Source organism: Actinoplanes teichomyceticus ATCC 31121 (assembly GCF_003711105.1).
Classification (GTDB): Bacteria; Actinomycetota; Actinomycetes; order Mycobacteriales; family Micromonosporaceae; genus Actinoplanes; species Actinoplanes teichomyceticus.
The window spans coordinates 3044388-3069636 of sequence record NZ_CP023865.1 but is presented as its reverse complement, the minus strand read 5'-3'; the positions used below and the strand labels follow the sequence as shown (position 1 = coordinate 3069636).

At 73.2% G+C, this 25249-nt stretch carries 23 protein-coding genes; 6 read left to right on the top strand and 17 right to left on the bottom strand.

All coding sequences use genetic code 11. The annotated features are described in order from the left end of the window. Positions 1–31 precede the first annotated feature (31 nt). The 4 genes from ACTEI_RS13725 to ACTEI_RS13710 all read right to left on the bottom strand — a co-directional run bounded on the left by ACTEI_RS13725 (position 32) and on the right by ACTEI_RS13710 (position 2666). Positions 32–751: an HAD family hydrolase gene (locus tag ACTEI_RS13725; RefSeq protein ID WP_122978011.1), complete on the bottom strand. Its 720-nt coding sequence runs from the start codon at positions 749–751 to the stop codon at positions 32–34. Positions 752–844: 93 nt separating this feature from the next. Next, positions 845–1276, bottom strand: coding sequence for a DUF1810 domain-containing protein (locus tag ACTEI_RS13720; protein ID WP_122978010.1), 432 nt, complete (start codon positions 1274–1276; stop codon positions 845–847). 236 nt (positions 1277–1512) lie between these two features. Further along, positions 1513–1734: a DUF397 domain-containing protein gene (locus ACTEI_RS13715; RefSeq protein WP_122978009.1), complete on the bottom strand. Its 222-nt coding sequence runs from the start codon at positions 1732–1734 to the stop codon at positions 1513–1515. A 104-nt stretch (positions 1735–1838) separates the two neighbouring features. Then, positions 1839–2666: a DUF72 domain-containing protein gene (locus tag ACTEI_RS13710; protein WP_122978008.1), complete on the bottom strand. Its 828-nt coding sequence runs from the start codon at positions 2664–2666 to the stop codon at positions 1839–1841. Between the two features lie 90 nt (positions 2667–2756). Between ACTEI_RS13710 and ACTEI_RS13705 the strand changes: the two genes are divergently transcribed. Together ACTEI_RS13705 and ACTEI_RS13700 are read left to right on the top strand one after the other, a co-directional pair. After that, on the top strand, positions 2757–3134 hold the full coding sequence (locus tag ACTEI_RS13705; RefSeq protein ID WP_122978007.1) for a MerR family transcriptional regulator: 378 nt from the start codon (positions 2757–2759) through the stop codon (positions 3132–3134). Further along, positions 3131–3790 (top strand): aggregation-promoting factor C-terminal-like domain-containing protein, encoded by a 660-nt coding sequence (locus ACTEI_RS13700; RefSeq protein WP_122978006.1) that lies wholly within the window; start codon positions 3131–3133, stop codon positions 3788–3790. Before ACTEI_RS13705 ends, ACTEI_RS13700 begins: the two co-directional genes overlap by 4 nt. A gap of 36 nt (positions 3791–3826) precedes the next feature. Here ACTEI_RS13700 and glgX read toward each other — a convergent pair whose 3' ends face one another. The 3 genes from glgX to ACTEI_RS13690 form a co-directional block, all read right to left on the bottom strand. Then, entirely contained in the window at positions 3827–5935 is a 2109-nt protein-coding gene (gene glgX / locus ACTEI_RS13695) for a glycogen debranching protein GlgX (protein WP_122982130.1), read from the bottom strand. Between the two features lie 258 nt (positions 5936–6193). Further along, on the bottom strand, positions 6194–6367 hold the full coding sequence (locus ACTEI_RS38280; protein ID WP_239082587.1) for a hypothetical protein: 174 nt from the start codon (positions 6365–6367) through the stop codon (positions 6194–6196). 41 nt (positions 6368–6408) lie between these two features. After that, on the bottom strand, positions 6409–6693 hold the full coding sequence (locus tag ACTEI_RS13690; protein ID WP_239082588.1) for an SNIPE associated domain-containing protein: 285 nt from the start codon (positions 6691–6693) through the stop codon (positions 6409–6411). Between the two features lie 261 nt (positions 6694–6954). Here ACTEI_RS13690 and ACTEI_RS13685 point away from each other — a divergent pair, with 261 nt between their 5' ends. Next, positions 6955–7728: a class I SAM-dependent methyltransferase gene (locus tag ACTEI_RS13685; protein WP_122978005.1), complete on the top strand. Its 774-nt coding sequence runs from the start codon at positions 6955–6957 to the stop codon at positions 7726–7728. Positions 7729–7744: 16 nt separating this feature from the next. On the opposite strand, the gene ACTEI_RS13680 is transcribed toward ACTEI_RS13685, so the two are convergent. From ACTEI_RS13680 to ACTEI_RS13670, 3 genes are all read right to left on the bottom strand, one after another. Next, complete coding sequence (locus tag ACTEI_RS13680) at positions 7745–8848, bottom strand: alpha/beta fold hydrolase (protein ID WP_122982129.1); 1104 nt, start codon at positions 8846–8848, stop codon at positions 7745–7747. 188 nt (positions 8849–9036) lie between these two features. Then, positions 9037–10305 carry an erythromycin esterase family protein gene (locus ACTEI_RS13675; RefSeq protein WP_122978004.1) on the bottom strand — a complete coding sequence of 423 codons (1269 nt, stop codon included), beginning with the start codon at positions 10303–10305 and terminating at the stop codon, positions 9037–9039. Between the two features lie 499 nt (positions 10306–10804). Beyond that, entirely contained in the window at positions 10805–11524 is a 720-nt protein-coding gene (locus ACTEI_RS13670; RefSeq protein WP_122978003.1) for a LolA-like protein, read from the bottom strand. Positions 11525–11978: 454 nt separating this feature from the next. Here ACTEI_RS13670 and ACTEI_RS13665 point away from each other — a divergent pair, with 454 nt between their 5' ends. Beyond that, positions 11979–12710: a hypothetical protein gene (locus tag ACTEI_RS13665; RefSeq protein ID WP_122978002.1), complete on the top strand. Its 732-nt coding sequence runs from the start codon at positions 11979–11981 to the stop codon at positions 12708–12710. A 192-nt stretch (positions 12711–12902) separates the two neighbouring features. Here the strand turns inward: ACTEI_RS13665 and ACTEI_RS13660 are convergent, their stop codons facing one another. The 5 genes from ACTEI_RS13660 to ACTEI_RS13640 form a co-directional block, all read right to left on the bottom strand. Continuing rightward, positions 12903–13508: an RDD family protein gene (locus ACTEI_RS13660; RefSeq protein WP_122978001.1), complete on the bottom strand. Its 606-nt coding sequence runs from the start codon at positions 13506–13508 to the stop codon at positions 12903–12905. A 52-nt stretch (positions 13509–13560) separates the two neighbouring features. Beyond that, positions 13561–14607 (bottom strand): glutamate ABC transporter substrate-binding protein, encoded by a 1047-nt coding sequence (locus ACTEI_RS13655; RefSeq protein WP_203723755.1) that lies wholly within the window; start codon positions 14605–14607, stop codon positions 13561–13563. After that, positions 14604–15857 carry a hypothetical protein gene (locus ACTEI_RS13650; protein ID WP_122978000.1) on the bottom strand — a complete coding sequence of 418 codons (1254 nt, stop codon included), beginning with the start codon at positions 15855–15857 and terminating at the stop codon, positions 14604–14606. The genes ACTEI_RS13655 and ACTEI_RS13650 overlap by 4 nt, the downstream gene beginning before the upstream one ends. A 64-nt stretch (positions 15858–15921) precedes the next feature. Next, positions 15922–17328: a PP2C family protein-serine/threonine phosphatase gene (locus ACTEI_RS13645; RefSeq protein WP_239082589.1), complete on the bottom strand. Its 1407-nt coding sequence runs from the start codon at positions 17326–17328 to the stop codon at positions 15922–15924. A gap of 154 nt (positions 17329–17482) precedes the next feature. Beyond that, on the bottom strand, positions 17483–17797 hold the full coding sequence (locus ACTEI_RS13640; protein WP_122977999.1) for a type II toxin-antitoxin system PemK/MazF family toxin: 315 nt from the start codon (positions 17795–17797) through the stop codon (positions 17483–17485). 257 nt (positions 17798–18054) lie between these two features. On the opposite strand from ACTEI_RS13640, the gene gndA reads away from it, so the two are divergent. Together gndA and ACTEI_RS13630 are read left to right on the top strand one after the other, a co-directional pair. Beyond that, the gene (gene gndA / locus ACTEI_RS13635) at positions 18055–19494 is read left to right on the top strand and encodes an NADP-dependent phosphogluconate dehydrogenase (RefSeq protein WP_122977998.1); all 1440 of its coding nucleotides are present in this window, start codon (positions 18055–18057) and stop codon (positions 19492–19494) included. A gap of 594 nt (positions 19495–20088) precedes the next feature. Then, positions 20089–21018, top strand: coding sequence for a hypothetical protein (locus tag ACTEI_RS13630; protein ID WP_122977997.1), 930 nt, complete (start codon positions 20089–20091; stop codon positions 21016–21018). Between the two features lie 143 nt (positions 21019–21161). Here ACTEI_RS13630 and ACTEI_RS13625 read toward each other — a convergent pair whose 3' ends face one another. Beyond that, the gene (locus ACTEI_RS13625) at positions 21162–23477 is read right to left on the bottom strand and encodes a putative bifunctional diguanylate cyclase/phosphodiesterase (RefSeq protein ID WP_122977996.1); all 2316 of its coding nucleotides are present in this window, start codon (positions 23475–23477) and stop codon (positions 21162–21164) included. Positions 23478–23561: 84 nt separating this feature from the next. Next, positions 23562–25205 (bottom strand): phosphoglucomutase (alpha-D-glucose-1,6-bisphosphate-dependent), encoded by a 1644-nt coding sequence (gene pgm / locus ACTEI_RS13620; RefSeq protein ID WP_122977995.1) that lies wholly within the window; start codon positions 25203–25205, stop codon positions 23562–23564. Between the last annotated feature and the right edge of the window lie 44 nt (positions 25206–25249).

Below are 25249 nucleotides of genomic sequence, written 5' to 3'. Positions count from 1 at the left end.
CGCGCGCCCGCGACGCCGTGCCGCGCCGCGGTCAGGCGACCCGTGTGGCCGGCGCCGGGTCGGGCCGCCGGGTCAGCCGGGCGGGCAGATCGGCCATGCTGGTCAGGATGTGCGACGCCCCGGCGTCCAGCAGCACCTGCGGCGGGTGGTGGGCCGGGCTGCCGGGCGGGCAGTAACCGAAGACGACGGCGCCGGCCGCCACCCCCGCCCGCACCCCGGTCGCGGTGTCCTCGACCACCGCGGCGCGGGCCGGGTCGACGCCCAGGGCGGCCGCGGCGGCCAGGTAGACGTCCGGGGCCGGCTTGCTGCGCGGCGTCTCCATGCCGCTGAAGATCTTGCCGGCGAAGGCGCGGTCCAGCCCGACCTTCGTCAGCTGCATCTCGACCTTCGGACGGTCGGCGCCACTGGCACAGGCGATCCGGCCGCCGAAGATCCGGTCGACCTCGTGCACCGCGGCCACCGCGCCGGGGATCGGCTCCAGCGCGAGCAGCAGGGCCTCGTTGCGGCGCCGGCGGAACTCCGCGATCCACTCCTCGGTCACGGCGACGCCGGTGTGGGCGGTGATGACGCCGATCTCGTCGCGGAGCGCCCGCCCCACGAAGATCCGGAAGCAGTCCGCCTCGGAGACCATCCAGCCGAGCTCGTGCAGCATCGCGCGGAGCACCCCGTTCGTGATCCGCTCCGAGTCGACGAGCACCCCGTCACAGTCGAAGAGTACGGCGTCGAACGGTGGGGCGGCGTTGTCGATCATGCCGGTGACCCTAACGACCCGCCCGCGCCGCCGCCGTGGCCGCGCACACAGTGGCGCCGGGACCGGGTGGCATCGGCGCCGTCCCGGCGGGGGTCAGCCTCCGGTCCCGGGCCGGCCGAGCAGCTCCAGGGTGCGCGGATCGGGGCCGTCGTAGTACCGCCCGAGCACCCGCCGGAACACCGCGGGATCCTCGGCCGCCTCGGCGAACAGCGTCATCGACGAACGCAGCTTCAGGTCGTCCGGGTGGCCGAGGATCTGCGCGGCGGCGCGGCCCTCGACGGCGAGCAGCGCCTCGGCGCACTCGGTCAGGCGCGGGCCGAGCACCGGGTGGGCGAGGTAGGCGCGGGCCTCGGCGAGATCACGGATCGCGTACGCCTGCGCGGTCGGGCTGGAGCCGAGACCGGCCAGCTGCGGGAAGACGAACCACATCCAGTGCGAGCGTTTGCGGCCCGCGGCCAGCTCGGCGCGGGCCTGCTCGTGGACGCCGCCGTCCTGGGCGCGGACGAACCGTTCCAGGTCACTCATCCCGCCGAGTCTAGGAGGCGGTGGTCCGCGCCGGGCTCCCGGCCGGGCGGGGGCGCCGGCGAGGCGCGCAACCGGTGAGCCGGCGAGCGCGTGCCGGACGGCGCCGAGCCCGCTGCCCTCCGACGCCGGCCGGACGGCGCCGAGCCCGCTCACCTTAGACGCCGGCCGGACGGCGCCGAGCCCGCTCCCCTCCGACGCCACCGGACGGCGCCGAGCCCGCTCGCTCCCGGCGCCGATCAGTTGTCGAACTCGCCGTCCTTGGCGCCGCCGACGAACGCCGCCCACTCCGACGGGGTGAAGAAGAGGATCGGCCCGTCCGGGTTCTTCGAGTCGCGGACCGCGCGGCCACCGTCGGGCAGCTCGGCCACCTCGACGCAGTTGTCGGAGTAGCTGCGGGTGCTCCGGCGCCAGGCCGCCGCCTTCCGGTCAAATTCCGCAGCGTAGGTCTTCTCTGTCATCTCGCACCTCCGGGCACATTCTCAGCATTGCTCCCAGCGGGAAACTGTCCGAGATCCGTCTCACCTGCGGGAACGGCACACCGCGCCGGCCGGGCACGACCCGATCAGAACAGGGTGAGCGGCTCGTCGACCGGTAGCGGCGGGGGCTCCGGCAGCGGCGGCAGCCCGGGGACCCGGGCCCGGACCTCGGCGTGGAAACGGCGGGCCAGCTCCGGGGCGTCGGCATTGTCCGGGGTGTGCACGAACACCGTCGGCGAGCGGCCCTCGCGCAACCACCCGGCCACCGTGCGCACCCACGGCTGCCAGCCGGCCACGGTCGAGGCGGTGTCGTCGCGCCCCAGGTAGCGGACGATCGGGCGGTCGGTCAGCGCGGTGTCACGGCGGGGCATGCGCGGCTTCTTGGTCCAGGCGTCGCGTTCGGCGTCGCTGGTCGGCGGGCGGTCGAAGAACGCGGTGGTGTCGAACGGGATCCACTCGGCCCGGGCGGCGGCGAGCACCTCCTCCAGACGGCGTGGATCGGTGAAGAACTGCGGGTGGCGGACCTCCACGGCGTACCGGAAGGAGGTCGGCAGGCCACGCAGGAACCGCGACAGGACGCCGAGGTCACCGGGGCCGAAGGACCCGGGCAGCTGGATCCACAGGGCCGCGGCGCGCGGGCCGAGCGGCTCGATGGCGTCCAGGAAGAGCCGCAGCTCCTCCTCGGCGCCGGACATCCGCAGCTCGTGGGTGATCCGCTTGGGGATCTTCGGAATCAGCCGGAAGTCCGGGGTGGTCTGTGCGGCCCAGGTGGCCACCGTCTCGCGCGCCGGGACGGCATAGAACGTGGTGTTGCCCTCGACCGCGTTGCACCAGCCGGCGTACGCCCGCAGCCGCTCCCCCGGCGGCAGCGGGTGCGGGGCGAAGCGGCCCTGCCAGGACTTCAGGGACCACATCGCGCAGCCCACGTGCAGGGCCTGGACTCCGGATCGCACGACCGTACGGTATCCGGGTACGTTCGGCCTCTGTCGAGGGAGGGATGGGCGATGCCGTACACGCCGGGTGAGGTGGCCGGGAAACTCGGGGTCAGCATCGACACACTGCGCTATTACGAACGGATCGGACTTCTGCACGGCATCGCCCGCACCAGCGGCGGCCAGCGGGTCTTCTCCGACGACGATCTGGGCCGCATCGGGTTGCTGCGCTGCCTGCGCGACTCGGGTATGCCGATCGCCCGGCTGCGTCGCTTCGCCGAATTGCTGCACGACGGCGAGGACGCGGCCCAGCAGCGCGTCGAGCTGCTCGCCGAGCACGACCGGGAGATCGACGAGAGGGTCGCCCGGCTGCGACGGGAGCAGGAGCGCGTGCGCGAGAAGATCGCCTGGTACCGTGCCGAGACCGCACGCCGCAAGGAGGCCCCGTGACCCGGCTCGCCATTCGCGCCGCGTCCGTCGCGCTGCTGCTCGCCGGCACCGCCGGCGGTGTCTACATCGGGCGGCAACGGCCCGCGCCGACCGCGGCGGCGCCGGATGCGGCGCAGGTCGAGCTGGCCGACATGCAACTGCTCAAGCAGCGGCAGAACGAGCACGCCGCGGCCCGCGCCCGGGTGACCGTGGCCGAGGGCGCCGCGGCGCGCAAGGCCGCCGCGGTGGCCAAGGTCGCCGCCGGGTACGCCGACAAACTGGACCGCAGCGTGGCCGCCGCGAAGAAGGCGGCCCAGCAGCGCAGCAGCGGCCCGGTCGGGTACGCCGGCCCGATCCCGAGCTCGTGCGGCGAGTTCAGCGGCAGCCGGGCGGTCGGCTGCGCGCTGACCCTGAAGGCCGGCTTCGGCCTGGACCAGTTCGCCTGCCTGAACAAGCTGTGGAACAAGGAGAGCGGCTGGAACTACCGGGCCGAGAACCGCAGCTCCGGCGCGTACGGCATTCCGCAGTCGCTGCCCGGCAGCAAGATGGCGGCGTTCGGCTCGGACTGGCGGACGAACCCGGCCACCCAGATCAGGTGGGGCCTGGACTACATCAAGAAGCGCTACGACACCCCGTGCGGCGCCTGGAACCACTCGGTGAAGTACAACAACTACTGACCACGCCGGACGGCCGGTGGGCGCCCGGCGTGGCGGTCAGTAGCGGCAGCGCAGCACCACCAAGGCGTGCCGGATGACGTCGACGCGGCTGCCGGCCCGGGCGGTCCTGCGGCGGCGGGCCAGCAGCGGGTCGGCGGTGTGCGCGACGATTTCCCAGGTCTTGCCGTACTCGCGGGCCGGCAGGGTGAACGACACGTCCTCGTCGAGCGGGTTGAACAGCAGCAGGAACGAGTCGTCGGTGATCTCCTCGCCGAGCGGGCCGCGCTCCGGGATGCCGTGCCCGTTGAGGAAGACCGTCATGGTCATGCCGCTGCGGGTGTTCCAGTCCGCCTCGGTCATCACCTCGCCGTCGCGGCGCAGCCACGCGATGTCCGGCAGCTTCGAGTCGCCGGACGGCTCGCCGGTGAAGAACCGGCGGCGCCGGAAGATCGGGTGCTCGGCGCGCAGCTCGGTGAGCAGCCGGACGAAGTGGGTCAGCACGTCCTCCTCGCGCGCATCGACCCAGTCCACCCAGCTCAGCTCGCTGTCCTGACAGTAGACGTTGTTGTTGCCGCGCTGGGTGCGGCCCAGCTCGTCGCCGTGCGCGATCATCGGCACGCCCTGGCTGAGCAGCAGCGTGGCCAGGAAGTTGCGCTTCTGCCGCTCGCGCAGCACGATCACGTCCGGGTCCTCGGTGGGCCCCTCGACGCCGCAGTTCCACGAGCGGTTGTGGCTCTCCCCGTCGCGGTTGTCCTCGCCGTTGGCCTCGTTGTGCTTGTCGTTGTACGACACCAGGTCGTGCAGGGTGAACCCGTCGTGCGCGGTGACGAAGTTGATCGACGCGATCGGCCGGCGCCCGTCGATCTCGTACAGGTCGGAGCTGCCGGTGAACCGGGACGCGAACTCGCCCAGGCTGGACGGCTCGCCGCGCCAGAAGTCCCGCACGCAGTCGCGGTACTTGCCGTTCCACTCCGTCCAGTTCGGCGGGAAGCCGCCCACCTGGTACCCGCCGTCGCCGACGTCCCACGGCTCGGCGATCAGCTTCACCTGCGACACCACCGGATCCTGATTCACCAGGTCGAAGAACGCGGCCAGCCGGTCCACCTCGTGGAACTCCCGGGCCAGCGCCGCGGCCAGGTCGAACCGGAACCCGTCGACGTGCATCTCGGTCACCCAGTACCGCAACGAATCCATGATCAGCCGCAGCGACTCGTGGTGGCGCACGTTCAGGCTGTTACCGGTGCCGGTGGTGTCGTAGTAGTACTGCCGGTCGCCGTCCACGAGCCGGTAGTAGGCCGGATTGTCGATGCCCCGGAACGACAGCGTCGGCCCGAGGTGGTTGCCCTCGGCGGTGTGGTTGTAGACCACGTCCAGGATGACCTCGATACCGGCCTGGTGCAGGGCCTTGACCATCGACTTGAACTCCTGCACCTGCCCGCCCGCGCCGCCGAACGACGAGTAGTCGTTGTGCGGGGCGAAGAAACCGATCGTGTTGTAACCCCAGTAGTTGCGCAGCCCCCGCTCGACCAGACCGCTGTCGTGCACGAACTGGTGCACCGGCATCAGCTCCACCGCGGTGACGCCCAGCCTCTGGAAATACTCGATCATCACTGGGTGGGCCAGCCCGGAGTAGGTGCCGCGGACGTCCTCCGGGACATCCGGATGGCTGATCGTCATGCCCTTGACGTGCGCCTCGTAGATCACCGTCTGGTGGAACGGGATCTTCAGCGGCCGGTCGTTGCCCCAGTCGAAGAACGGGTTGATCACCACGGACCTCGGCGTGAACGGGGCCGAGTCGATGTGGTTGCGCGACTGCGGGTCGCCGAAGTTGTACGAGAACAGCGCCTGGTCCCAGCGGTAGTCGCCGTCGATCGCCTTGGCGTACGGGTCGAGCAGCAGCTTGCTCGGGTTGCAGCGCAGCCCCCGGTCCGGGTCGTACGGGCCGTGCACGCGGAAGCCGTACCGCTGGCCCGGGACGACGCGGGGCAGGTAGCCGTGCCAGACCAGCGCCTCGCGCTCCGGCAGATCGACCCGGGTCTCGTTGCCCTCGTCGTCGAACAGGCACAGCTCCACCCGCTCGGCGGCCTCCGAGAAGATCGCGAAGTTGGTGCCGCCGCCGTCGTAGGTCGCGCCCAGCGGGTACGGATTCCCGGGCCAGATTTTCATGCCGCCCACCATGCCCACATCGTGTCGCGCAGGAAACGCGGTGTCGATGTGACCAAGGTCCCCACGCCGCCGTCCTGAGCTTGCGGACGTACTGGCCGACGGTAGCGGCCACACCGCGTCGGCCGGCGATCCGAGATGGACACCGAGCCGGCCCATAGCGGGCAGGCCGCGGGCCCGGCCGACACTCCGCCGCTGCCGGCCGACGCCGGCGCCTCGCACCACCGGCGCGTCCCCGTCGGCGCGGATTTCGGCGCCGGATCAGAGCCGCTGGGTCCGGCTGGGACTCTGACGGTACTCCAGCGCCTCCGGAACTTCTTCGTACTGCAACAGGGTGCCGGTCAGCTCCATCAGTATCGGTCTGCGCGAGCCTCTCCCGCAGCCGGTGATGCGGATGTCCATCGTCTTGCCGAGACGGGCGATCGTGGCGGCCACCTTGCCCAGCCGTCCGACGGCGGCCGGCAGTTGGTAAGGCTTCAGCGTCCGGACAGGTTGGCGGCTTCGGCGTTGTATGCGCGCAGCGTCAATTTCGAGTAACCGCGCAGCATGGTGCGTCCCTGCGCCTGCGAACCGTTGACCGTCCAGCCCGCTGCTGCCCGGACCGCTCCCCCGTCCGTCCTCGCCATGTTCTTGATCTGTTCCTGCAATCCGGCAAGGGCATCCTGACAAGCGACCGCGTCGCTGAGCGGATGTTGATATTGACAGATGCCCGGCCGTGGACGCCCAGCCCCGCTGGCCCAAAGATCAAACGGTACCGACATGGCCGACACCGTAAGGCCGATTCACTCATCGCCTCTACGATCGACGCTCCCTCGATCCTTCCGCTTCGGCAGTCCGGTCGGTGAGCGAAGGTGACAGCATCAGCGGTAGACGAACAGTGATGCGCCCGCTAAGTCAAGCGATGCCGCAGCCTTGCCGGATACGCACCACGTCGGGATCGGTCGAGGCGGGCACCGGCAATCGCCCTCTGCCGGCGGCAGAACGGCGTCCCGGATGGACCGCTCATTCGGCAGGCTGGACCGATGGACGTCTTCGACGAGGTGGCGGCGGACTACGACAGCGTGGGCGTGGATTTCTTCACCCCGATGGGCGCGGCCCTGGTCGACGCGGCCGGCATCACCGCCGGTGAGCGGGTGCTCGACGTCGGCTGCGGGCGCGGCGCGGTGCTGTTCCCGGCCGCCGAGGCGGCCGGGCCACAGGGCCGGGTGACCGGGATCGACCGGGCGCCCGGCATGGTGGCGCTGACCGGCGCGGCGGCCGCGCATCTGCCCCAGGTGACCGTGGAGCTGGGCGACGCGCAGGCGCCGCGGTTCCGGCCCGGATCGTTCGATGTGGTCACCGCCGGGCTGGTGCTGTTCTTCCTGCCGGACGCCGGGGCCGCGCTGCGGGCGTACCGGGAACTGCTGCGGCCCGGCGGCCGGCTCGCCGTCAGCACCTTCGCGGCGCACGATCCGCGCCACCGCGCGGTGATGCGGACCCTGGCGAGCCACGCGGAGGATCCGCCGGCCCCACCGGCGGCGGCCGCGACCTTCCAGGACCCGGACCGGTTGCGCGAGGCGGTGGCCGAGGCCGGCTTCTCCGGTACGACCATCGCCCCGTTCACCGTCCGCAGCCGGTTCCGCGATCTCGACCACTTCCTCGCCTGGGTCGGCTCGCACACCGGCCGGGCCGTGCTGCGCCGGATCCCGGCCGCGCGGTGGCCGGCCGCCCGCGCGGCGATCGTCCCGCTGCTGCCCGATCCGCCCGAGCTGACCACGACGATCCACCTGGTCGTCACCCGCGTGCCGGCGCGGTGACGACCGGGCGCCGGCGTCAGGCGAACCGGGTCGCGATCCAGTCGGCGACCAGGTCGGCCGACTCGATCACCGAGGTGTCGTGCGTGGCGTCCTGGATCGCCTCGAACCGCACCGGCTGGCTGTACGCCTGCAGCTGCGGGACCAGCACGCCGGCGGTGACGTCGTAGGGCACCGCGGTGTCGGCGGTCCCCTGCACGATCAGGATCGGGGCGCTGGGTGCGGTCTGCGCCGGGTTGTCGTACTGGGCGAACTTGGCCAGCACCGCGTCGGGCACCACGCCACCGACCACCAGCTGTTCCGCGGTGAGGTCCCGGTACGCCAGCAGGATCTCGTTGAGGCATCCGGTGGCCAGCACCGGCAGCTTGGCCTTGGCCGGGGCGGCGAGCACGCTCAACGGCTGCACGCCGGGGTCCACGGCGTTCAGGCCGTACAGCGCCATCACCAGGTAACCCTGCTCGGGGGTGCCGGGGATGTACGGCACGATGACGTCGGTGTTGCTGACCGGGGCGATGGCGGACGTGCCGCGCAGCACCAGGTTCCCGTCGTAGGACGAAGCGATCTGGTTGGCGAACAGCGCGCCCTGGCCGCCCTGGGAGTGGCCGTCGATGACGTACTGCGTGCTCAGCGCGGCGTCCAGGTTGCGCGCCGCCTTGACGCTGTCGATGATCGCCCGGGCCTCGCTCGCGCCGACCAGGTACGGGTGCGCGCCGGCCGTGCCCAGCCCGGGATAGTCGGTGGCGGCCACCGTCCAGCCCCGGCTCAGCAGCTCGGCCACCGCGATGCGGGCCTCCGGCCAGAACACTGCCTGGTTGGCCGACGGGGCGCACTGGTCGGCGAGCCCGGTGGTGCCGTGCGCCCAGGCGACGACCCGGTTGTTCTTCCCGGTCCTCGGGGTGAGGACCAGGCCGGTCGCGGTGGTGGCAGCCCCGGTGATCGACGTGGACAGGTACTGGATGCGCCTTCCGGTCGCCAGCGCGGACAGTTCGGCCGGAAGGGTGACGGCCGAACTGGTCAGGACGTACCCGGACGCCAGGGTCGCGGATGCCGGTCGGGCGACCGCGACGGCTGCCCAGCACGCGCTCAGCAGCGCGGCGAGCAGCAGGCGGAGAATCTTGTTCATGAACACCCCGTTCCGTACCGGAAATTCCGAAGTGGAGATCGACAGAATGCACAGCGTAATGCGCGTCACACCACGGCGGGGCGCATTCCCGGTCAGACAACAATGACCCTTCAGACATCCGTGCACGTCACTAGGTTGATGGACGGCCACCATTGGAAAGATCGTTTTAATCACTCGGTCAAACGCGATTACACACCGCTCGGATACGTTTCCGGCTCGCGGGCGTTCACCCGCAGTGTGTGCAACGGCCGCAGCGCGTGTGTCTCGTCGAACCAGAGGAACGCGTCGTACCGGTCGCCGAGCACGGTCGGCACGTAGTTGGCCCAGCGTTCCCGCTCCGGCCGGTACACCACCCCGATCGCCCGGTGCGGCAGCACCGTGGTGAGCAGGTCCGGACGCTCGTCCCCGGCCGGGAACACGAACAGCGCATCCCGCGGCGCGGTCAGGTGCAGGATCTCCTCGAGCGAGCCGCCCCGCGCCGGCGGCACCGCCATCGCCTCCATCGGGTCGCCCCACCGCGGCCCGGCCACCACGCTGCCGCGGTACGAACCCATGCCGACCAGCAGCACCTCGTCCCAGCCGAACCGGTCCCGGGCCAGCTGCCCCAGCGTCACCTCGCCGTGGTCGGCCTGGTCGGTCGCCCGGGCGTCGCCGACGTGCGTGTTGTGCGCCCAGACCACCGCCTTCGACGCCGGCCCATACCGGGTGAGCAGCCGGTCCAGGGTCTCGTCCATGTGCCGGTCCCGGCCGTTCCAGGACTCCGGGCCGCCGCGCACCATGGTCCGGTAGTAGCTCTCCGCGCCGGCCACCACGGCCGCGTTCTGCCACACCCCGAAGTCACGGCCGCGCAGCTCGGCGAGCATCGCGACGACCCGGTCCTCGCAGGTCGCGTTGACCAGCTGGGTGGCCCAGCCGTACGCGTTCGGATCCTCGTTGAACGGCTCGAAACAGCGGTAGGCCGCCAGCGCCACCCGGACCGCGCCCGGATCGTGCTCGCGCAGCCAGGTGAGGATCTCGCGCATCGACTCCCACAGCGAGTACACGTCCAGGCCGTGGAAGCCGGCCCGGCCCCGCGGCGCGCGGCCCTCGTTGAGCTCGCGCAGCCAGCGGGTGAAGTCGACCAGCTCCTCGTTCGCCCACATCCAGGTGGGCCAGCGGTCGTACCGCAGCAGCGCGGACCGCGGGTCGGCCGGGGCGCCGAGCACGCCGCGGACCGCCGCGTTCACCCGCTCGCAGTCCGGCCAGTCGCCCTCCACCGCGACGAAGGAGAAGCCGCGCTCGGCGATCAGCCGCCGGGTCAGCGCCGCCCGCCAGGTGTAGAACTCGTGCGTGCCGTGCGTGGCCTCGCCGATCATCACCACGCGGGCCGACTCCGCGCGGTCGAGCACGATTTCGAGATCACCGGGGTCGTGCAGCTCCCGGGCGATCGACGCCACCTCGTCGCCGTACCGGATCATCTTTGAGCGTTACCCGCCGCGACGCGCGAGCATACGTCAGACCTTGCCCGGATTTCGCCGCATTCGCGGCGTTGCCCTCCGCCCGGGCCCGCGGTGGGCTTCCGCCCCTTCCCGGTACGCCCGGGGCCGCCCGCCCTCCCGCGCTCCGTTCCGGGCACGCCTCCGGGGCCGGCCGCCCTCCCACGCCCCGTTCCCGGCACGCCTCCGGGGCCGGCCGCCCTCCCACGCTCCGCTCCCGGCACGCCTCCGGGGCCGGCCGCCCTCCCACGCTCCGCTCCCGGCACGCCTCCGGGGCCGCCCGCCGTCCCACGCTCCGCTCCCGGCACGCCTCCGGGGCCGCCCGCCGTCCCGCGCCGGCCGGGCCCGGGAGCTGGCCGGCGCGCGGATCGAAACGGTGGTCAGCATGGCCGGCGCCGACCGGGACCCGTGGAGCGGACCCGGAGCGCGCGGGCGTCCGGGCGCCGCCGAGGTGACGGCGGCCCGGACGCGGAAAGATCGCTTACTGCTTGGGCATCTCGATCACGTCGGTGGCGGCCGGCTCCTTGATGTCGGCGAAGGTCGCACCGAACTCGGAGAAGGCCAGGCCCTCCGGAGCCGGGCGTTCCATCTTGATCGGGTACGGCTCGCCCGTGGTGGCGACGTACAGCACGCTCTTGGCGTCGCCGCTGTCGACCAGGCCGATCGCGGGCGCACCGTCGACCGTCTTGGCCTCGCCCTTGGTGACCGTGCCCTCCGGCTTGAGCAGCTCGTCGATGTCCGCCGCGCCGAAGAAGGCGCCCAGGCTGGTGTCGTTGTCAGCCGGCTTGATCCACTTGCCGCTCTGGGACGCCATCGTCTTCGCCATCTGGCCGGACGAGTCCATCATGGTCCAGAACTTGTCGTTCGGGCGCATGTAGCGGTGGCCGCCGACGGAGAGCATCTCCAGCTTGGCCCCGCCGAACTCGATCGAACCGGCGACGTCGGTGCCGGCGACCTTCAGGTCGAGGTTGGTCACCGAGCCCTCATCGCTCATCACGCCCTTGACGTGGAACGACTTCGCGCCCTTCAGCGCGGCCTTCGCCCGGTCCAGGATCGCGGCGGCCTCCAGGTCGGCGACGCCGTTGGCGGCGGTCGCGGTGTCGGCCGGCGCCTTGTCCCCGGAGTCGTCGCTGCCACAGCCGGCGAGCAGGACGGCGGTCATGGTGAGCGCGGCCAGCGCGGCGCGCGAGACAGTCTTCATGAGGTCGGTTTCCCCCGGGTATGTGGCGGCCCGGCTCGCGGCCCGCAGGTGTGACGCGTGACGATAGCGGTTCGCGGGCCGGTTGCCGCAATCGAGTGATCCTGATCTCCGGGTCGTCTCGGCATCCGGCCGTGCTCGCCCCGCCGGCCCGGGAAGATCACTCTCACCGGCCGCGCACGACAGGACGACGACGGCGGGGCACGACGGGACGGCGCCGACCGCGCACGGCAGGACCACGCCGACCCCGCACGACAGGACCACGCCGACCGCGCACGACGAGATGGCGCCGCACCGGCCGCGCACGAGGAGCCGCGTCGACGTGGGGCTGCGCTGAGCGAGCACCGGATCCGGCCCGAGCGGCGGAACCCGGACCTGGCCGTGCGGGGTCGAAAGCCACCCGAAGGGCGGATCCACCCGGCGGCGGCACGACCGGTCACGATCATAGGATCAGTCGATGGTTCCCAGCCCGTCGACGTACCCGCCCACCACCCGCCGCGCCGGCTGGCCGAGCACCTGGTGGTGGTTCCTCGTGCCGCTGTGCTCCTTCGGGCTCGGCGCGTTCGCCATGATCCTTCTCGGCGCCCGGAAGCTGCGGTCGCGGCGGAATGTCTACGCCGGCGGCGCGTTCCTGGTCGTGACGCTCGCGCTGTTCTGCGGCATCGGCCTCACCAGCGACTCGGATCCGAACACCGAGCCGTCCGCGGCCGGCGCCGTGTTCTCGCTCGCCTACGTCGTCGTGGTCTGGTGGGGCGGCACCGCCTACACCGCGATCCTGCAACACCTGGCCGGCAAGCTGGACCCGCCACGGCCGGTCGCGCCGGTCCCGCCGCCGCACAGCCCGGACCGGGCGGTGGCCGCGGCCGCGCGCCGGGCGGCCCGCCGGCAGGAGGCACGCAACCTGCTCGTCTCCGATCCGGCCATGGCGTGGGAGCTGCGGATCGGCCGGCCGGACCTGGCCAACCGGCAGTACGACGACGGCGGCCTGGTCGACGTCAACCACGTCCCCGCGCAGTGGCTGGCCTACGCGCTGCAGATCCCGCAGGCGCTCGCCGAGGACATCGTGCGCGCCCGGGACAGCGCGCCCGGCGGGCTGACCTCGGCCGAGGAACTGCTGATCCACAGCCGGCAGCTGACGCCGGACCAGCTCGCCATGATCCGCGATCTGCTGATCTTCCGGCCGCTGTGACGGCCACCGGCGTCCGCTGAGGACGGATCCCGGCACGACCGCGGGATCAGGCGCCCGGCACCGCCGCAGGATCAGACGCCCGGCACCGCCACAGGATCGGGCGCCCGGCACCGCCGCAGGATTCAGGCGCGCCGCGCCGCCGCGGGGAGGGAACTTGTCGAGCGGCCCGGCCCGTGGGCCGGGCCGCTCGGATCACTTGTAGACGACGACGCTGCCGGCCATCTTGTCGTGCAGGGTCCGTGCGCGCTCCCCGAAGACCATCAGCGCGTCGATCAGCGAGTACACCCCGATGGTGAGCACGCCGGCGAAGTACCCGAGCAGGCCCTTGATCAGCAGCTCGCGGGCCGCCATCCGGCCCCAGGTGAACGGCTGACCGGTCAGCCCGTCGACGACCACGTGACCGAGCAGCTGCCGGGCCGGCGTCTGCCCCCGGCCGAAGATCAGCAACGCCCAGACGAGCCAGCCGATACCGCCGGTGAACGTGATCAGCACGGCCTCCAGCAGCTGCGCGCCCAGCCGGCCGCCGGGCGTGACCAGGTTCGGCGCGGGATACGCCGGCGGCGGGTACCCACCGTACGGCGGGGTCTGGTAACCGGCGTACGGCGGGGTGACCGGGTAGGGCGGCGGCGCGCCGACCTGCTTGGCCACCGACTCGTGCAGGTCGGCGGCCGCGGCGTGCAGGCTGCCGACCACCGGGACGCCCAGGTCGGGGGCGACGCCGGTGTGCGGCGGCGGGGTGGTCGGCACCTGGGTGGGCGGCTCGGAGCTCGGGGTGCCGTCGGGGTAGGGGTATGTCATCTGGATACGGCTCTTCTCAGGTGATGCTGACAGATCGCAGAGACCGTACCGGTCAGTCCCGGTAGACCGCAGCCGGCGGGGCCGGAGCCGGCCCGAGCGGGGTCAGCCAGCGCTGGTAGCTGCGGGTCCAGGAGCCGTCGGCGCGCATCTTTGCCAGCACCCCGTTGACGAAGCGCACCAGGTCGGGCGAGTTGCGGGAGATGCCGATCCCGGACGGCTCGTCGGTGACCGCGCGCCCGGTCACCTCGGTCGTCGGGTCCTGCGCGGCCAGGCCGGCCAGCAGCACGTCGATCGTGGACACCGCGTCCACCTGGCCCTGCTGGAGCATGACCAGGCAGTCCAGGGTGCTGTCGGTGGCCACGGCGACCGGCTTGGACGGCTGCGCCGCGATCGTCCGGATGCTGGTGCTGCCCCGGGTCGCGCAGACCTTGCGGCCGCCCAGGTCGCCGAAGTCGCGGATGCCGGACCCCTTGCGGACCAGCAGCCGCTGGTGGGAGGCGAGGTACTCGGTGGAGAAGGAGATCTGCTGCCAGCGCTCACAGGTCATCGTCATGGTACGGACCACCATGTCCACCGAGCCGTTCTGGATCACCGGGATCCGGTCGGCCGTGGTGATCGCCTGGAACTGCACCTTCGCCGGATCGCCGAAGATCGCCGCGGCCACCGCGCGGGCGATGTCGATCTCGAAACCGACCAGGTCGCCGCTGGCCGGGTCACGGTAGCCGAACAGGTACGCGTTCTGGTCGACGCCGACGATCAGCCGGCCCCGAGCGGCGATCCGGGCCATCGTGCTGCCGGCCGGCATCCGGCCCGGCGCCGGCAACGCGCCGCGGGGTCGCAGGCTGGCCCGCGGCACGCAGGTCGGGGCCGGGCCGGCGGCGGGCACCTCGGCCGGGTCCTGGACGTTCTCCGGCAGCGGCAGCACGCCCGTGGCGCCGGTCGTCGGGCGCCACGGCCGCGGGTCGGCGCCGCAGCCGGCGAGCACGGCGAACACGACGAGCAGGGCGAGCGCCGGCCGCATCGGCCGCACCGGCGGCACCGGCGGCACCGGCGGCACCGGCGGCACCGGCACGGTTCCCTCCTGAGCGGTCAGCCTCACCGATATTCTCCGATCCTGGGGCGGAGGCCGAGCAGGACCGCGGCGACCAGGCCCGCGGTACCCAGCAGCAGGGCGGCCTCCAGGCCGGTCAGGGCCCGGCGGCCGTGCCCGGCCTGCCGGTCCACCCGGTCGTTGGCGGTGGCCAGGGCCCGGCTGATCGCGGCGTCGAGCGCGCCGAACACCGCGGGCGGGTCGGCCGGACCGGTCGCCGTCGCCCTCCCCACCGCCGCCAGGTAGTCGCCCCTGTCGTCCAGCCGGCGCAGCTCGCCGTGCAGCCGGTCCCACCGGCTCGCGTGGTCACGGGCCTGCAGGATGACCTCGCGGTCGGACTCCGGGGCGCGCGCGGCGGCCGCCCCGAGCAGGCCGGTCAGGTCCCGCATGGCCGTACGGTAGTCGGTCTCGAACGCGGCGCCGCTGCCCCGGGCGATCAGCGTCAGCGCCTCGTCGGCCCGGGCCTGCAGGGCCGCGCGCCGGGCGTCGGCCAGCACCGAGACCAGCGCCGAGCCGGTCCCCCGGCCGGCGTCGACCCGGTGCGCCGCGGCGCTGAGCGCGAGCGCCGGCCAGACCAGCGCGACCAGCGCGACCAGGCTGGCCGCGACCAGCCCGAGGTTGAAGATCCGATGGGTCCGGCGGGCGAGCAGCACCTGTGCGGCGACCAGCGCGGCCACGGTGCACAGGCCGAGCAGCAGCACCGCCCAGGGGAAGCCGGCCGCGTCGCGCTGCGCGCCGGACAGCCGTCGCTGCGCGGACTCGAACAGATCCTGCGCCCGCGGCAGCAGCGTCGTGCGCATCAGGGCGGACGCCTCGCGCAGGTAGGCGCCGCCGAGCGGGATTCCGAGCCGGTTGTAGGAGCGGGCCGTCTCCACCAGCCCGGTGTAGACCGGAAGCTGGTCGGTGAGCACGGCGAGCCGCGCGGTGTCCGCGTCGTCGGCGTCCCGGGCGGCCACGGTCAGCGCCGCGCTCGCCCGGGCGATGTCGTCGAGATAGCGCTGCCGGAGCGCGGCCGGCTCGGCGCCGCTGGTGAGGAACGCGGTGGCCGCGGTGGCGTCCGCGTCGGACAGCGACCGGTAGAGGTCCTGCGCGCTGACGCTGAGCGGCCCGCTGACCCCGGTGATGTCCCGGGTCAGCGCGGTCCGGTGGTGCACGGTGGCCAGCGCGGTCGCCCCCAGTCCCACCCCGAGCACGATCAGGGCCGCGGCGACCAGCCGGTAGAGGTCCGGTGTGGCCGGACGGCGAACGACTGTCGGCAACGCCCACCCCCCGAGGATCCACGGACGACTGCCGATGACGATACGAGGCGGCGGCAACACCGCTTCAGATCCGGCCGACCAGGTGCCGCAGGTCCCGGGTGGTCCCGGTCGACGGGCGAACCGCCAGGATGCAGGTGTCGTCGTCCGGGTTGGCCCGGCGCAACCGGCCGACCAGCTCGGGCAGGGGCTGCTGCGGGGCGGCGCGGACGGCCTCGTCGACCGTGGCGATCACCGCGTCCAGGCCGGCATCCAGGCTCTGCCCGCGGTGCTCGACCAGCCCGTCGGTGTAGAGCAGCAGCACGTCACCGGGGAGCAGGTCGGTGACCGCGGCGGCGTAGCGGGCGTCCTCCACGACCCCCAGCATCGGCCCGGCCGGTCGCACCAGCGGCGCGGTCCGGCCGTTGCGGCACAGCAGCGGCGGCGGGTGCCCGGCCTGCGCCCACACCAGCTCCCGGCGGTACGGGTCGAACCGCGCGATCACCGCGGTGACCGCCAGTTCCGGGGTCTGGCGTTCCAACTCGCAGGTGAGCCGGTTGAGATGGCGCAGCAGGGTGGCCGGGTCGCTGTCGACCACGGTGAGCGCGCGCAGAGCGTGGCGCAGCTGGGCCATGTTGCTGGCCGCCTGCGTGCCGTGCCCGGCCACGTCACCGACCGCGAGCAGCACCGACCCGTCGCGCAGGGCGCCCGCGTGGTACCAGTCGCCGCCGACCATGGTCTCCTGGCCGGCCGGCAGGTAGCGGACCGCGGCCCTGAGCCCGGGCAGCACGATCGGCTCGTCCGGGATCGGCAGGATGATCTCCTGCAACCGCAGGGCCAGGTCGTGCTCGGCGGTCGCGGCCCGGCGCTGCCGGTCCAGCTCGTGCTCCACCTCGGCCAGCCGCTGGGCGCTGACCTGCTGTCCGGTCACGTCCTGGACGACGCCGAACAGGCGTACCGGCCGGCCGTCGGCGTCCCGGACGGTGTCGGCGACCGTACGCAGCCGGCGGATCCGGCCACCGATCCGGACCCGCTCGGTCACCTCGATCCGGTCCTTGTCGCCGGACGCGGCGAACGCGGCCTCGCGCAGCGACAGGCCGCCGGTGCGCGGCCCTTCGGCGCAGGTCGGCGGCCCCAGCGCCGGGTCGCGCTCGTAGATCCGGTACAGCTGGGGCGACCAGTAGACCTCGCCGGTGGTCAGGTCCCACTCGCCCCAGCCCAGGTTCGCCAGTTCCTCCACCGCGGCGAGCCGGTCGGCGATCAGGGCCGGCGGCAGCGGCGGCGGGCCGTCCACGTGGTCCAGCAACGCGATCACCCGGGCGGCCACGTCGGCCGGATGCCGGCGCTGCTCGGCGGCGATCCGCAGCAGGTGCCGGTACGCGTCGGCGAGCCGGCAGCGGGCCCGGCCGGCGAGCAGGCCGACCGCCCGCTCCACGGCGGCCGCCCGGTCGAGCACCGCGCCCGGCGGCTGACCGCTCAGCGCCCGACCACCCACCCGCGACCTCCCGTCCGCTGTCCGGGTTCCAGCTTTACGCCAGCGCGCGGGCCGGACACATCCCCCGATCATCCGGGCCCGGCTGCCGCCTGCGTCCCGCGGCGCGCGGGTCACCCGCTCGGGCGTCCGGCTTTCGGGGGCGGCGCGGGGCGGGTCAGAGCTCGAAGAGGTCCCGGACCGCCTCGGTCAGCCGGGCCATGCTGGCGCCGGTGACCATGCCGATCCGCTCGGCGCCGACTGAGGCGGGCAGCCGGCGCATCCGGTTCACCACCACGACGCCGGTGATCGGGTCCTGCTCGGTGAGGGCCACCGCGTACGGCGGCAGCTCGGTCACGCCACGCTGGCGCACTATCGGCGCGCAGTACGGCGACGCGTTGTCCCGCTCGTTGTAACTGTCGGCGGAGAGCACCAGCACGCGGTAGCGCAGGTCAGAGCGGTCGCCGATGGTCCAGATCTCGCCCCGGCGCATGTCAGCACCGACCGGATGACGGCACGGTCCGGTTCGGCATGGCTGGAAGCGTACCGCCGCACGGATCTCCCCGGCGTCCGCCCCGCCCCGGCGTTTCGGCGGCCGGACGCCACCCCGGCGTCGATCATGAAAGGACACGGGTCACCCGGCACGGCCGGGCTGCTCACCACGTGGACGTGATCGAACTTCCAGCCGCCCGATCGCGTAGAAAAGACCGCGGGGCCCGTCACGGCCCGGTAACGAGGAGGGACGTAGGGATGTCGCAGAAGGCGCAGATCGGAGTCACCGGCCTTGCGGTGATGGGCCGCAACCTGGCCCGTAACTTCGCTCGGCACGGCCACACCGTGGCGGTGCACAACCGGTCCTACGGCCGGACCAAGGAGCTGGTCGAGGAGTTCGGCCACGAGGGCACGTTCCTGCCCGCGGAGACGGCCGAGCAGTTCGTGGCGAGCCTGGAGCGCCCGCGCCGGGTGGTCATCATGGTGAAGGCCGGCCCGGCCACCGATGCCGTGATCGACGAGTTCGCCCCGCTCCTGGAGGAGGGCGACATGCTGATCGACGCGGGCAACGCGCACTACGCGGACACCCGGCGCCGGGAGGCCGCGCTCAAGGCCAAGGGCCTGCACTTCGTCGGCGCCGGCGTGTCCGGGGGCGAGGAGGGCGCGCTGCACGGCCCGAGCATCATGCCCGGTGGGCCGAAGGAGTCGTACGAGGCGCTCGGCCCGCTGCTCGAGGACATCGCCGCCAAGGTGGACGGCGAGCCGTGCTGCGTGCACGTCGGCCCGGACGGCGCCGGCCACTTCGTCAAGATGGTGCACAACGGCATCGAGTACGCCGACATGCAGCTCATCGCCGAGGCGTACGACCTGCTCCGCCAGGTCGGCGGGCTGTCCCCGCAGCAGATCGCGGACGTGTTCGCGGAGTGGAACTCCGGCCGGCTCGGGTCGTACCTGATCGAGATCACCGCCGAGGTGCTCAAGCAGGTCGACGCCGGGACCGGCAAGCCGTTCGTGGACGTGGTCCTCGACCAGGCCGAGCAGAAGGGCACCGGCCGCTGGACCGTGCAGGCGGCGCTGGACCTGGGGGTGCCGGTCAGCGGCATCGCCGAGTCGGTGTTCGCCCGCGCCCTGTCCGGTGGCGCGGACGTGCGCAAGGCGGCCGCCGACGCCGGCCTGCCGGGCCCGTCGGCCGGCGCCGAGCACGTCGGCGGCGACCTGCGCGCCGACGTCGAGCAGGCGCTGTTCGCCTCCAAGATCGTCGCGTACGCCCAGGGCTTCCAGCAGATCCAGGCCGCCAGCAAGGAGTACGGCTGGGAGATCGACCCGGGCGCGATGGCCAAGATCTGGCGGGCCGGGTGCATCATCCGCGCCAAGTTCCTCGACTTCATCAAGCAGGCGTACGACAAGCAGCCGGACCTGTCGACGCTGCTCGTGGACGACTACTTCCTGAACGCCGTCAGCGGCGCGCAGGACGCCTGGCGGCGGGTCGTGGTCACGGCCGCGCAGCAGGGCATCCCGGCGCCCGGCTTCGCGTCCGCGCTGGCGTACTACGACGGCCTGCGCGCCGAGCGCCTGCCGGCCGCGCTGATCCAGGGCCAGCGCGACTTCTTCGGGGCGCACACCTACCACCGGGTGGACCGGGAGGGGTCGTTCCACACGCTGTGGGCCACCGAGGACCGGGCCGAGGTCAGCGCCTGATCCGACCTCGGTGAGACCGGCCCCGGTCGCCTGCCCGGCACGGCAGGCGACCGGGGCCGGTCCGCTTCGGCGCGGCATTCCTCCCCGGTACGCCGATCCGCGAACGTCCGCGCCCCGTAGTCATGGACGAGGACCACGGGCGCAGGAGGAGCGATGAGCACGGACCCGGCCGGCAATCCCCCGACCGAAGCTGATCAGGCGGTACGGCCGGCCCCGGGCAGCCACCCGCTCCCGGCCGCTCCGGGACGGCCCGCACCCGGACCATCCGCCGCCGAGCCGGCGCTCCCCCCGCCGGCAGCAATCCCGGTCCCCGGCCCCGCCGAGCCGGCGCCCGCCGCCGGTTCAGCGCCCGAACCCGACGCGGCGACACGGACCGCCGGCCCAGCGCCGGGATCGGACACGGCGACACAGGCCGCCGATTCCGCGCCCGGACCCGACACGGCGACACGGACCGCCGGCCCAGCGCCCGGACCCGACGGGGCGACACAGGCCGCCGGCCCGGTCAGCGATTCGAGCCTCGACCCGACGAGCGGGTGGCCGGCGCCCGATCCGGCCGCCTTCGCCGAGGAGGACACCGACCCTGGATCGCCACCCGTGCCGGGAGCGCTGTACCCGCCCGCCAGCGACCCGTTCGACGATCCCGGGTTCACCTCGGCGTACCCCATGCCCGGCTGGATCGCTCCGCCGGACCTCGCACCCGTGCCCGCCGCCGCGCGGCGGCGCAAGCCGCTGCTGCCCGTGCTCGCCGGGTTGATCGCCCTCGTCGGCGTCGTCGCAGCCGTCCTGCTGATCCCGCGGGCGCATCCGGCGTCCTCGCCGGCGTCCGCCGCCACCACCGGCCCGGCGACCGGCGCCACCACCGGCCCGGCGACCGGCGCCACCACCGGCCCGGCGACCGGCGCCACCACCGGGCCGGGCCGGCTGGCCGCGCCCCGCGCCGGCCTGGGCGCCGCCTCCTTCGACCTGCTGGACAGCGCCACGCTGGTCGACCTGAGCACCGGGGATCTCGGCGACGATTTGTTCCGCATCAGCACCCCGGCGCGCAGTGGCCTGACCCCGGCTGTCGAGCGGGACGGCGGCGCCGTCCGGCTGCGCCTGCGCTCGGACGGCAGCGGCGGCTCGGCGACCGTGACGATCCGGCTCAGCTCGGCGGTGCGCTGGACGCTGCGGATGAGCGGCGGCGCCGCGCACAGCCGGCTCGATCTGACCGAAGCTGATCTCGCCGCGCTCGACCTCGACGGCGGCGCGAGCCGCATCGACCTCGCGCTGCCCGAGCCACGCGGCCTGCTCCCGGTGCGGATGACCGGTGGCGTGGACCAGTTCCTGGTACGGCTGGCCGAGACCACCCCGGTCCGGGTCCGGGTGCAGGCCGGGGCGGGCCGGGTCACCGTGGGCGGTACGACCCATCAGGGCATCGCGCCGGGTCGGTCGTTCACCGCCAACGGCTGGAACGGCGCGGACGCCGGCGTCGACCTGCTCGCCGTCGCCGGCCTGTCCACCCTCACCGTCACCGGCCAGCCGTGATCGCACCGGACTCACGCCGGCCACCCACCGGGAGCCGGCACCCGGCCTGCCGACCGCACCGCATGACCCCACCCCGCACCAGCCCCGCCGCGAGCCGGCACACAGCGCGCTGACCACAACCCGGAACGACCACCCCGGAAGGTCTAAGCGGAGCTGACGCCCACCTGGACCGGCGGGGCGGACATCAGCTTCCCGCACTCCTCGGCCGGCAACGGCTTCGCCATGAAAAAGCCCTGGCCGTACCGGTAACCCATCTCCCGCAGCCGCTCCAGCTGCTCCGCGTTCTCGATCCCCTCGGCGACCGCCTTGAGCTGCAGGTACTCCGCCAGCTGGGCGACCGCCGCGGCCACCGCGAGCCGGCCGCGGTCGGCGCCCTCGGCGATGCCGTCGACGAACGACTTGTCCAGTTTGAGGACGTCCACCGGGAACGCCCGCAGCAGGCTCAGCGACGACTGCCCGGTGCCGAAGTCGTCCAGTGCCAGCCGGACGCCCATCTCGTGCAGCGCCTGCAGGGTCTCGCGGACCTGCCAGCCGTCGACCACGGACGACTCGGTCACCTCGATGATCAGGTTCCGGGAGGTCAGGCCGGTCTCGCTGAGCACGGCCGCGACCTCGTCCACGAAGCCGCCGTCGCGCAACTGCCGGACCGCCACGTTGACGTTGATCGCCTCGATCGCGCCCGGGCCGAACGCGGCCCGCCAGCGGGCCAGCTGCTCGCACGCCTCGCGCAGCACCCAGGAGCCGAGCGGGACGATCAGGCCGGAGCGCTCGGCGACCGGGATGAAGTCGCCGGGCGAGACGAACCCGCGGGTCGGGTGCCGCCAGCGCACCAGCGCCTCGGCGCCGTGCAGGGCCCCGGTCTCCAGGTCGAACACCGGCTGGTAGACCAGCCGCAGCTGGCCCTGCACGATCGCGTCGTGCAGCTCGCCGGCCAGCCGGGCGTGCAGCGTCATGTCCTGGCGCATCCGCGGCTCGAAACGCACCCAGGAGGCCTTGCCGGACTCCTTCGCCGCGTACATCGCGATGTCCGCGTTGCGCTGCACCTCGTCGGCGCTCTCGCCGTCGGCCGCGACCGCGATGCCGGCGCTGGCGTGCAACAGAAGCTGCTGGTCGCCGATCCGGAACGGCTCGCCCAGCCCGGCCAGCAACCGGGCGGTCGCGGCCTCGGCCACCACCGGGTCGTCGGTCGGCAGCAGCACGGCGTACTCGTCGCCGCCGAGCCGCGCGGCCGGCTCACCGGGCCGGCAGTGCTCGCGCAGCCGCTGTCCGAGGTGGTAGAGCAACTGGTCACCGGCGGCCGGGCCGAGCGTGTCGTTGATCATCTTGAAGTCGTCGATGTCGATCAGCAGCGCGGTGGCCGGCAGCCGCTCATCGATCCGCTCGGCCAGGGCCATCCCGAATCCGGTGCGGTTGAGCAGCCCGGTCAGGTTGTCGCTGAGCGCCAGCCGCTCCAGCTCGGCCTGCTGCCGGCGGATGCCGCGCAGGGCGATGTTGTTCTCGTGCAGGCTGAGCAGCTGGCGGGCCACCACGAACCCGGCGATCAGCACCGCGCCGATGATCACGGTGCGCTGGCGGGTGCTCATCTCCTGGGCGCTGACGCTGACCACCAGGGCGGCGGTCGCGGTCACCGCGATGAACGGCAGCAGATTGAAGATCGAGCGCTGCGCTGCCCCGATGACCGGTTGCGCCGGCGCGCCGGGCTCGCGCCGCTGCAGATGTGCCGAGACCGCCATGGAGAGCGCGACCAGCGGCAGGGCCAGCACCGACAGCGTCAGCCGGCCCCGCTGTTCCCCGGCGATGAGCAGGATGGTGCCGGCCATGTCGACCAGCGGCGCGACGGCGAGCACGCGCAGCGACGCCGGGTGCACCGCGGCGGACGGGGCGGCGGCGGCCTTGCCGATCACCACCAGCAGCAGCACGCCGCTGACCCCGACGACCGCGGCGGCGATCCGGGCCACCAGGGAGGTGCCGGGCGGGGCCAGGTCGAGCACCACGTACCAGAAGATCAGCGTGCTGGCCACGGCCACGGTGGCGCCGTCGAGCAGCGCCCGGAGCCAGCCGAGCGCGGTGCGCTCACCGAACGGCAGGCGCAGCATGGCGACCATCAGGATCACGACGCCGGCCAGCATGGGCAGGCCGACGTACGGCGACAGGCCGGTGTTGTTGTTCGCCCGCAGCAGCGAGATCACCGCGGAGATCAGCAGGAACACCCCGGCGTACCGCAGCTGCCGCCAGAACGAGCGGACCGCCCGGGGCAGCGGGGCCGTCGAGCCGACCTGCCAGCAGGCGACGACCGCGGCGGCCATCGCGATCGGGCCACCGGCGTATCCGACGTAGAGGTTGCCGGGCGCGCCCAGCAGCAGCCAGCCCACCACCGCCAGGGTGGCGGCGAGCGCCACCGCGGCGGGTGCGAGCCCGCCGGGACGTGGCCGGTCACCGGCGGTCTCGCGCGCGCTCATCGGATTCGTACGGCTCCCTGCCTACCGGCGATGTCGTGACGGCTTACCTGTCGGCCGGGCGGCGCCGGAACTGAGCCGGACAGCTCAGCCGCGCAGCGCGGCGGACACCACCGCACGCGCCTCCTCCTGGATGCGGGCCAGGTGGTCCGGGCCGTGGAAGGACTCCGCGTAGATCTTGTAGACGTCCTCGGTGCCGGACGGGCGGGCGGCGAACCAGCCGGAGCCGGTCACCACCTTGAGGCCGCCGATCGCCGCGCCGTTGCCGGGCGCACTGGTCAGCACCGCGGTGATCGGCTCGCCGGCCAGCTCCTTCGCGGTCACCTGCTCCGGCGACAGCCTGCCCAGGACGGCCTTCTCCTCGCGGGTGGCCGGGGCGTCGATGCGGGCGTAGGCCGGGTCGCCGAAGCGCTCCACCAGCGCCCGGTAGTGCTCGCTCGGCGTCCGGCCGGTGGTCGCGATGATCTCCGAGGCGAGCAGGTCGAGCAGGATGCCGTCCTTGTCGGTGCTCCACACCCCGCCGTCGCGGCGCAGGAACGACGCGCCGGCGCTCTCCTCGCCGCCGAACCCGATCGAGGCGTCCAGCAGACCGGGCACGAACCACTTGAAGCCGACCGGGACCTCGATCAGGCGCCGGCCCAGATCCGCGGCCACCCGGTCGATCATCGAGGAGGAGACCAGGGTCTTGCCGATGCCCGCGGCGCCCGGCCACCCGGTCCGGTTGCGGTACAGGTAGTCGATGGCGACCGCGAGGTAGTGGTTGGGGTTCATCAGGCCGCCGTCCGGGGTGACGATCCCGTGCCGGTCGGCGTCCGCGTCGTTGCCGGTGGCGATCTGGAAACGGTCCTTCTGCGCGATCAGCGAGGCCATCGCGTACGGCGACGAGCAGTCCATCCGGATCTTGCCGTCCCAGTCCAGCGTCATGAAGCCGAAGCGCGGGTCGACGACCGGGTTGACCACGGTCAGGTCCAGCCCGTGCCGCTCGGCGATCTCCCCCCAGTACGCGACGCTGGCCCCGCCGAGCGGGTCGGCGCCGATGCGCACCCCGGCGCGCCGGATCGCCTCGAGGTCGATCACCGAGGGCAGGTCGTCGACGTACGTGGCGAGGAAGTCGTACCCGGAGACGGTGGCCGACTCGCGGGCCCGCGCGGCGCTGACCCGGCGCACGTCCTTCATCCCGGCGGCGATCAGCGCGTTCGCCCGGTCCTGGATCCACCGGGTGGCGTCGGTGTCGGCTGGGCCGCCGTTGGGCGGGTTGTACTTGAAGCCGCCGTCGTCCGGCGGGTTGTGCGACGGGGTGACCACCACGCCGTCCGCCTTGTTCCGGGTCGACGAGCGGTTGTAGGTCAGGATGGCGTGCGACAGCGCCGGCGTCGGGGTGTACCCGTCGCGGCTGTCGATCAGCGTGGTCACGTCGTTGGCGGCGAACACCTCCAGCGCCGTGATCATCGCCGGCTCGCTCAACGCGTGCGTGTCGCGGGCCAGGAAGAGCGGTCCGTCGGTGCCCTGCTCGCGGCGGTACTCGACGATCGCCTGGCTGGTCGCCGCGATGTGATCCTCGTTGAACGCGGTGCGCAGGCTCGATCCGCGGTGCCCGGAGGTGCCGAAGGCGACCCGCTGACCGGCCTGCGCCGGGTCCGGGTGCTCGGTGTAGTACCGGGAGATGACCCTGGGCACGTCGATCAGATCGGACGGCTCGGCGGGCTCGCCGGCACGGGCATGGACGGACATTCGTGCCTCCTGAAAGGTTTCCGCGGATCGTATCGACCGGAGGA

Coding starts and splice junctions, on each gene's coding strand:
- ACTEI_RS13710 (WP_122978008.1), bottom strand. CDS start 2,666: ATGTGGTCCCTGAAGTCCTGGCAGGGCCGCTTCGCCCCGCACCCGCTG.
- ACTEI_RS13665 (WP_122978002.1), top strand. CDS start 11,979: ATGGTTCCCAGCCCGTCGACGTACCCGCCCACCACCCGCCGCGCCGGC.
- ACTEI_RS13670 (WP_122978003.1), bottom strand. CDS start 11,524: ATGAAGACTGTCTCGCGCGCCGCGCTGGCCGCGCTCACCATGACCGCC.
- ACTEI_RS13680 (WP_122982129.1), bottom strand. CDS start 8,848: ATGAACAAGATTCTCCGCCTGCTGCTCGCCGCGCTGCTGAGCGCGTGC.
- ACTEI_RS13725 (WP_122978011.1), bottom strand. CDS start 751: ATGATCGACAACGCCGCCCCACCGTTCGACGCCGTACTCTTCGACTGT.
- ACTEI_RS13685 (WP_122978005.1), top strand. CDS start 6,955: ATGGACGTCTTCGACGAGGTGGCGGCGGACTACGACAGCGTGGGCGTG.
- ACTEI_RS13705 (WP_122978007.1), top strand. CDS start 2,757: ATGCCGTACACGCCGGGTGAGGTGGCCGGGAAACTCGGGGTCAGCATC.
- ACTEI_RS13675 (WP_122978004.1), bottom strand. CDS start 10,305: ATGATCCGGTACGGCGACGAGGTGGCGTCGATCGCCCGGGAGCTGCAC.
- pgm (WP_122977995.1), bottom strand. CDS start 25,205: ATGTCCGTCCATGCCCGTGCCGGCGAGCCCGCCGAGCCGTCCGATCTG.
- ACTEI_RS13660 (WP_122978001.1), bottom strand. CDS start 13,508: ATGACATACCCCTACCCCGACGGCACCCCGAGCTCCGAGCCGCCCACC.
- ACTEI_RS13625 (WP_122977996.1), bottom strand. CDS start 23,477: ATGAGCGCGCGCGAGACCGCCGGTGACCGGCCACGTCCCGGCGGGCTC.
- ACTEI_RS13690 (WP_239082588.1), bottom strand. CDS start 6,693: ATGTCGGTACCGTTTGATCTTTGGGCCAGCGGGGCTGGGCGTCCACGG.
- glgX (WP_122982130.1), bottom strand. CDS start 5,935: ATGAAAATCTGGCCCGGGAATCCGTACCCGCTGGGCGCGACCTACGAC.
- ACTEI_RS13720 (WP_122978010.1), bottom strand. CDS start 1,276: ATGAGTGACCTGGAACGGTTCGTCCGCGCCCAGGACGGCGGCGTCCAC.
- ACTEI_RS13715 (WP_122978009.1), bottom strand. CDS start 1,734: ATGACAGAGAAGACCTACGCTGCGGAATTTGACCGGAAGGCGGCGGCC.
- gndA (WP_122977998.1), top strand. CDS start 18,055: ATGTCGCAGAAGGCGCAGATCGGAGTCACCGGCCTTGCGGTGATGGGC.
- ACTEI_RS13640 (WP_122977999.1), bottom strand. CDS start 17,797: ATGCGCCGGGGCGAGATCTGGACCATCGGCGACCGCTCTGACCTGCGC.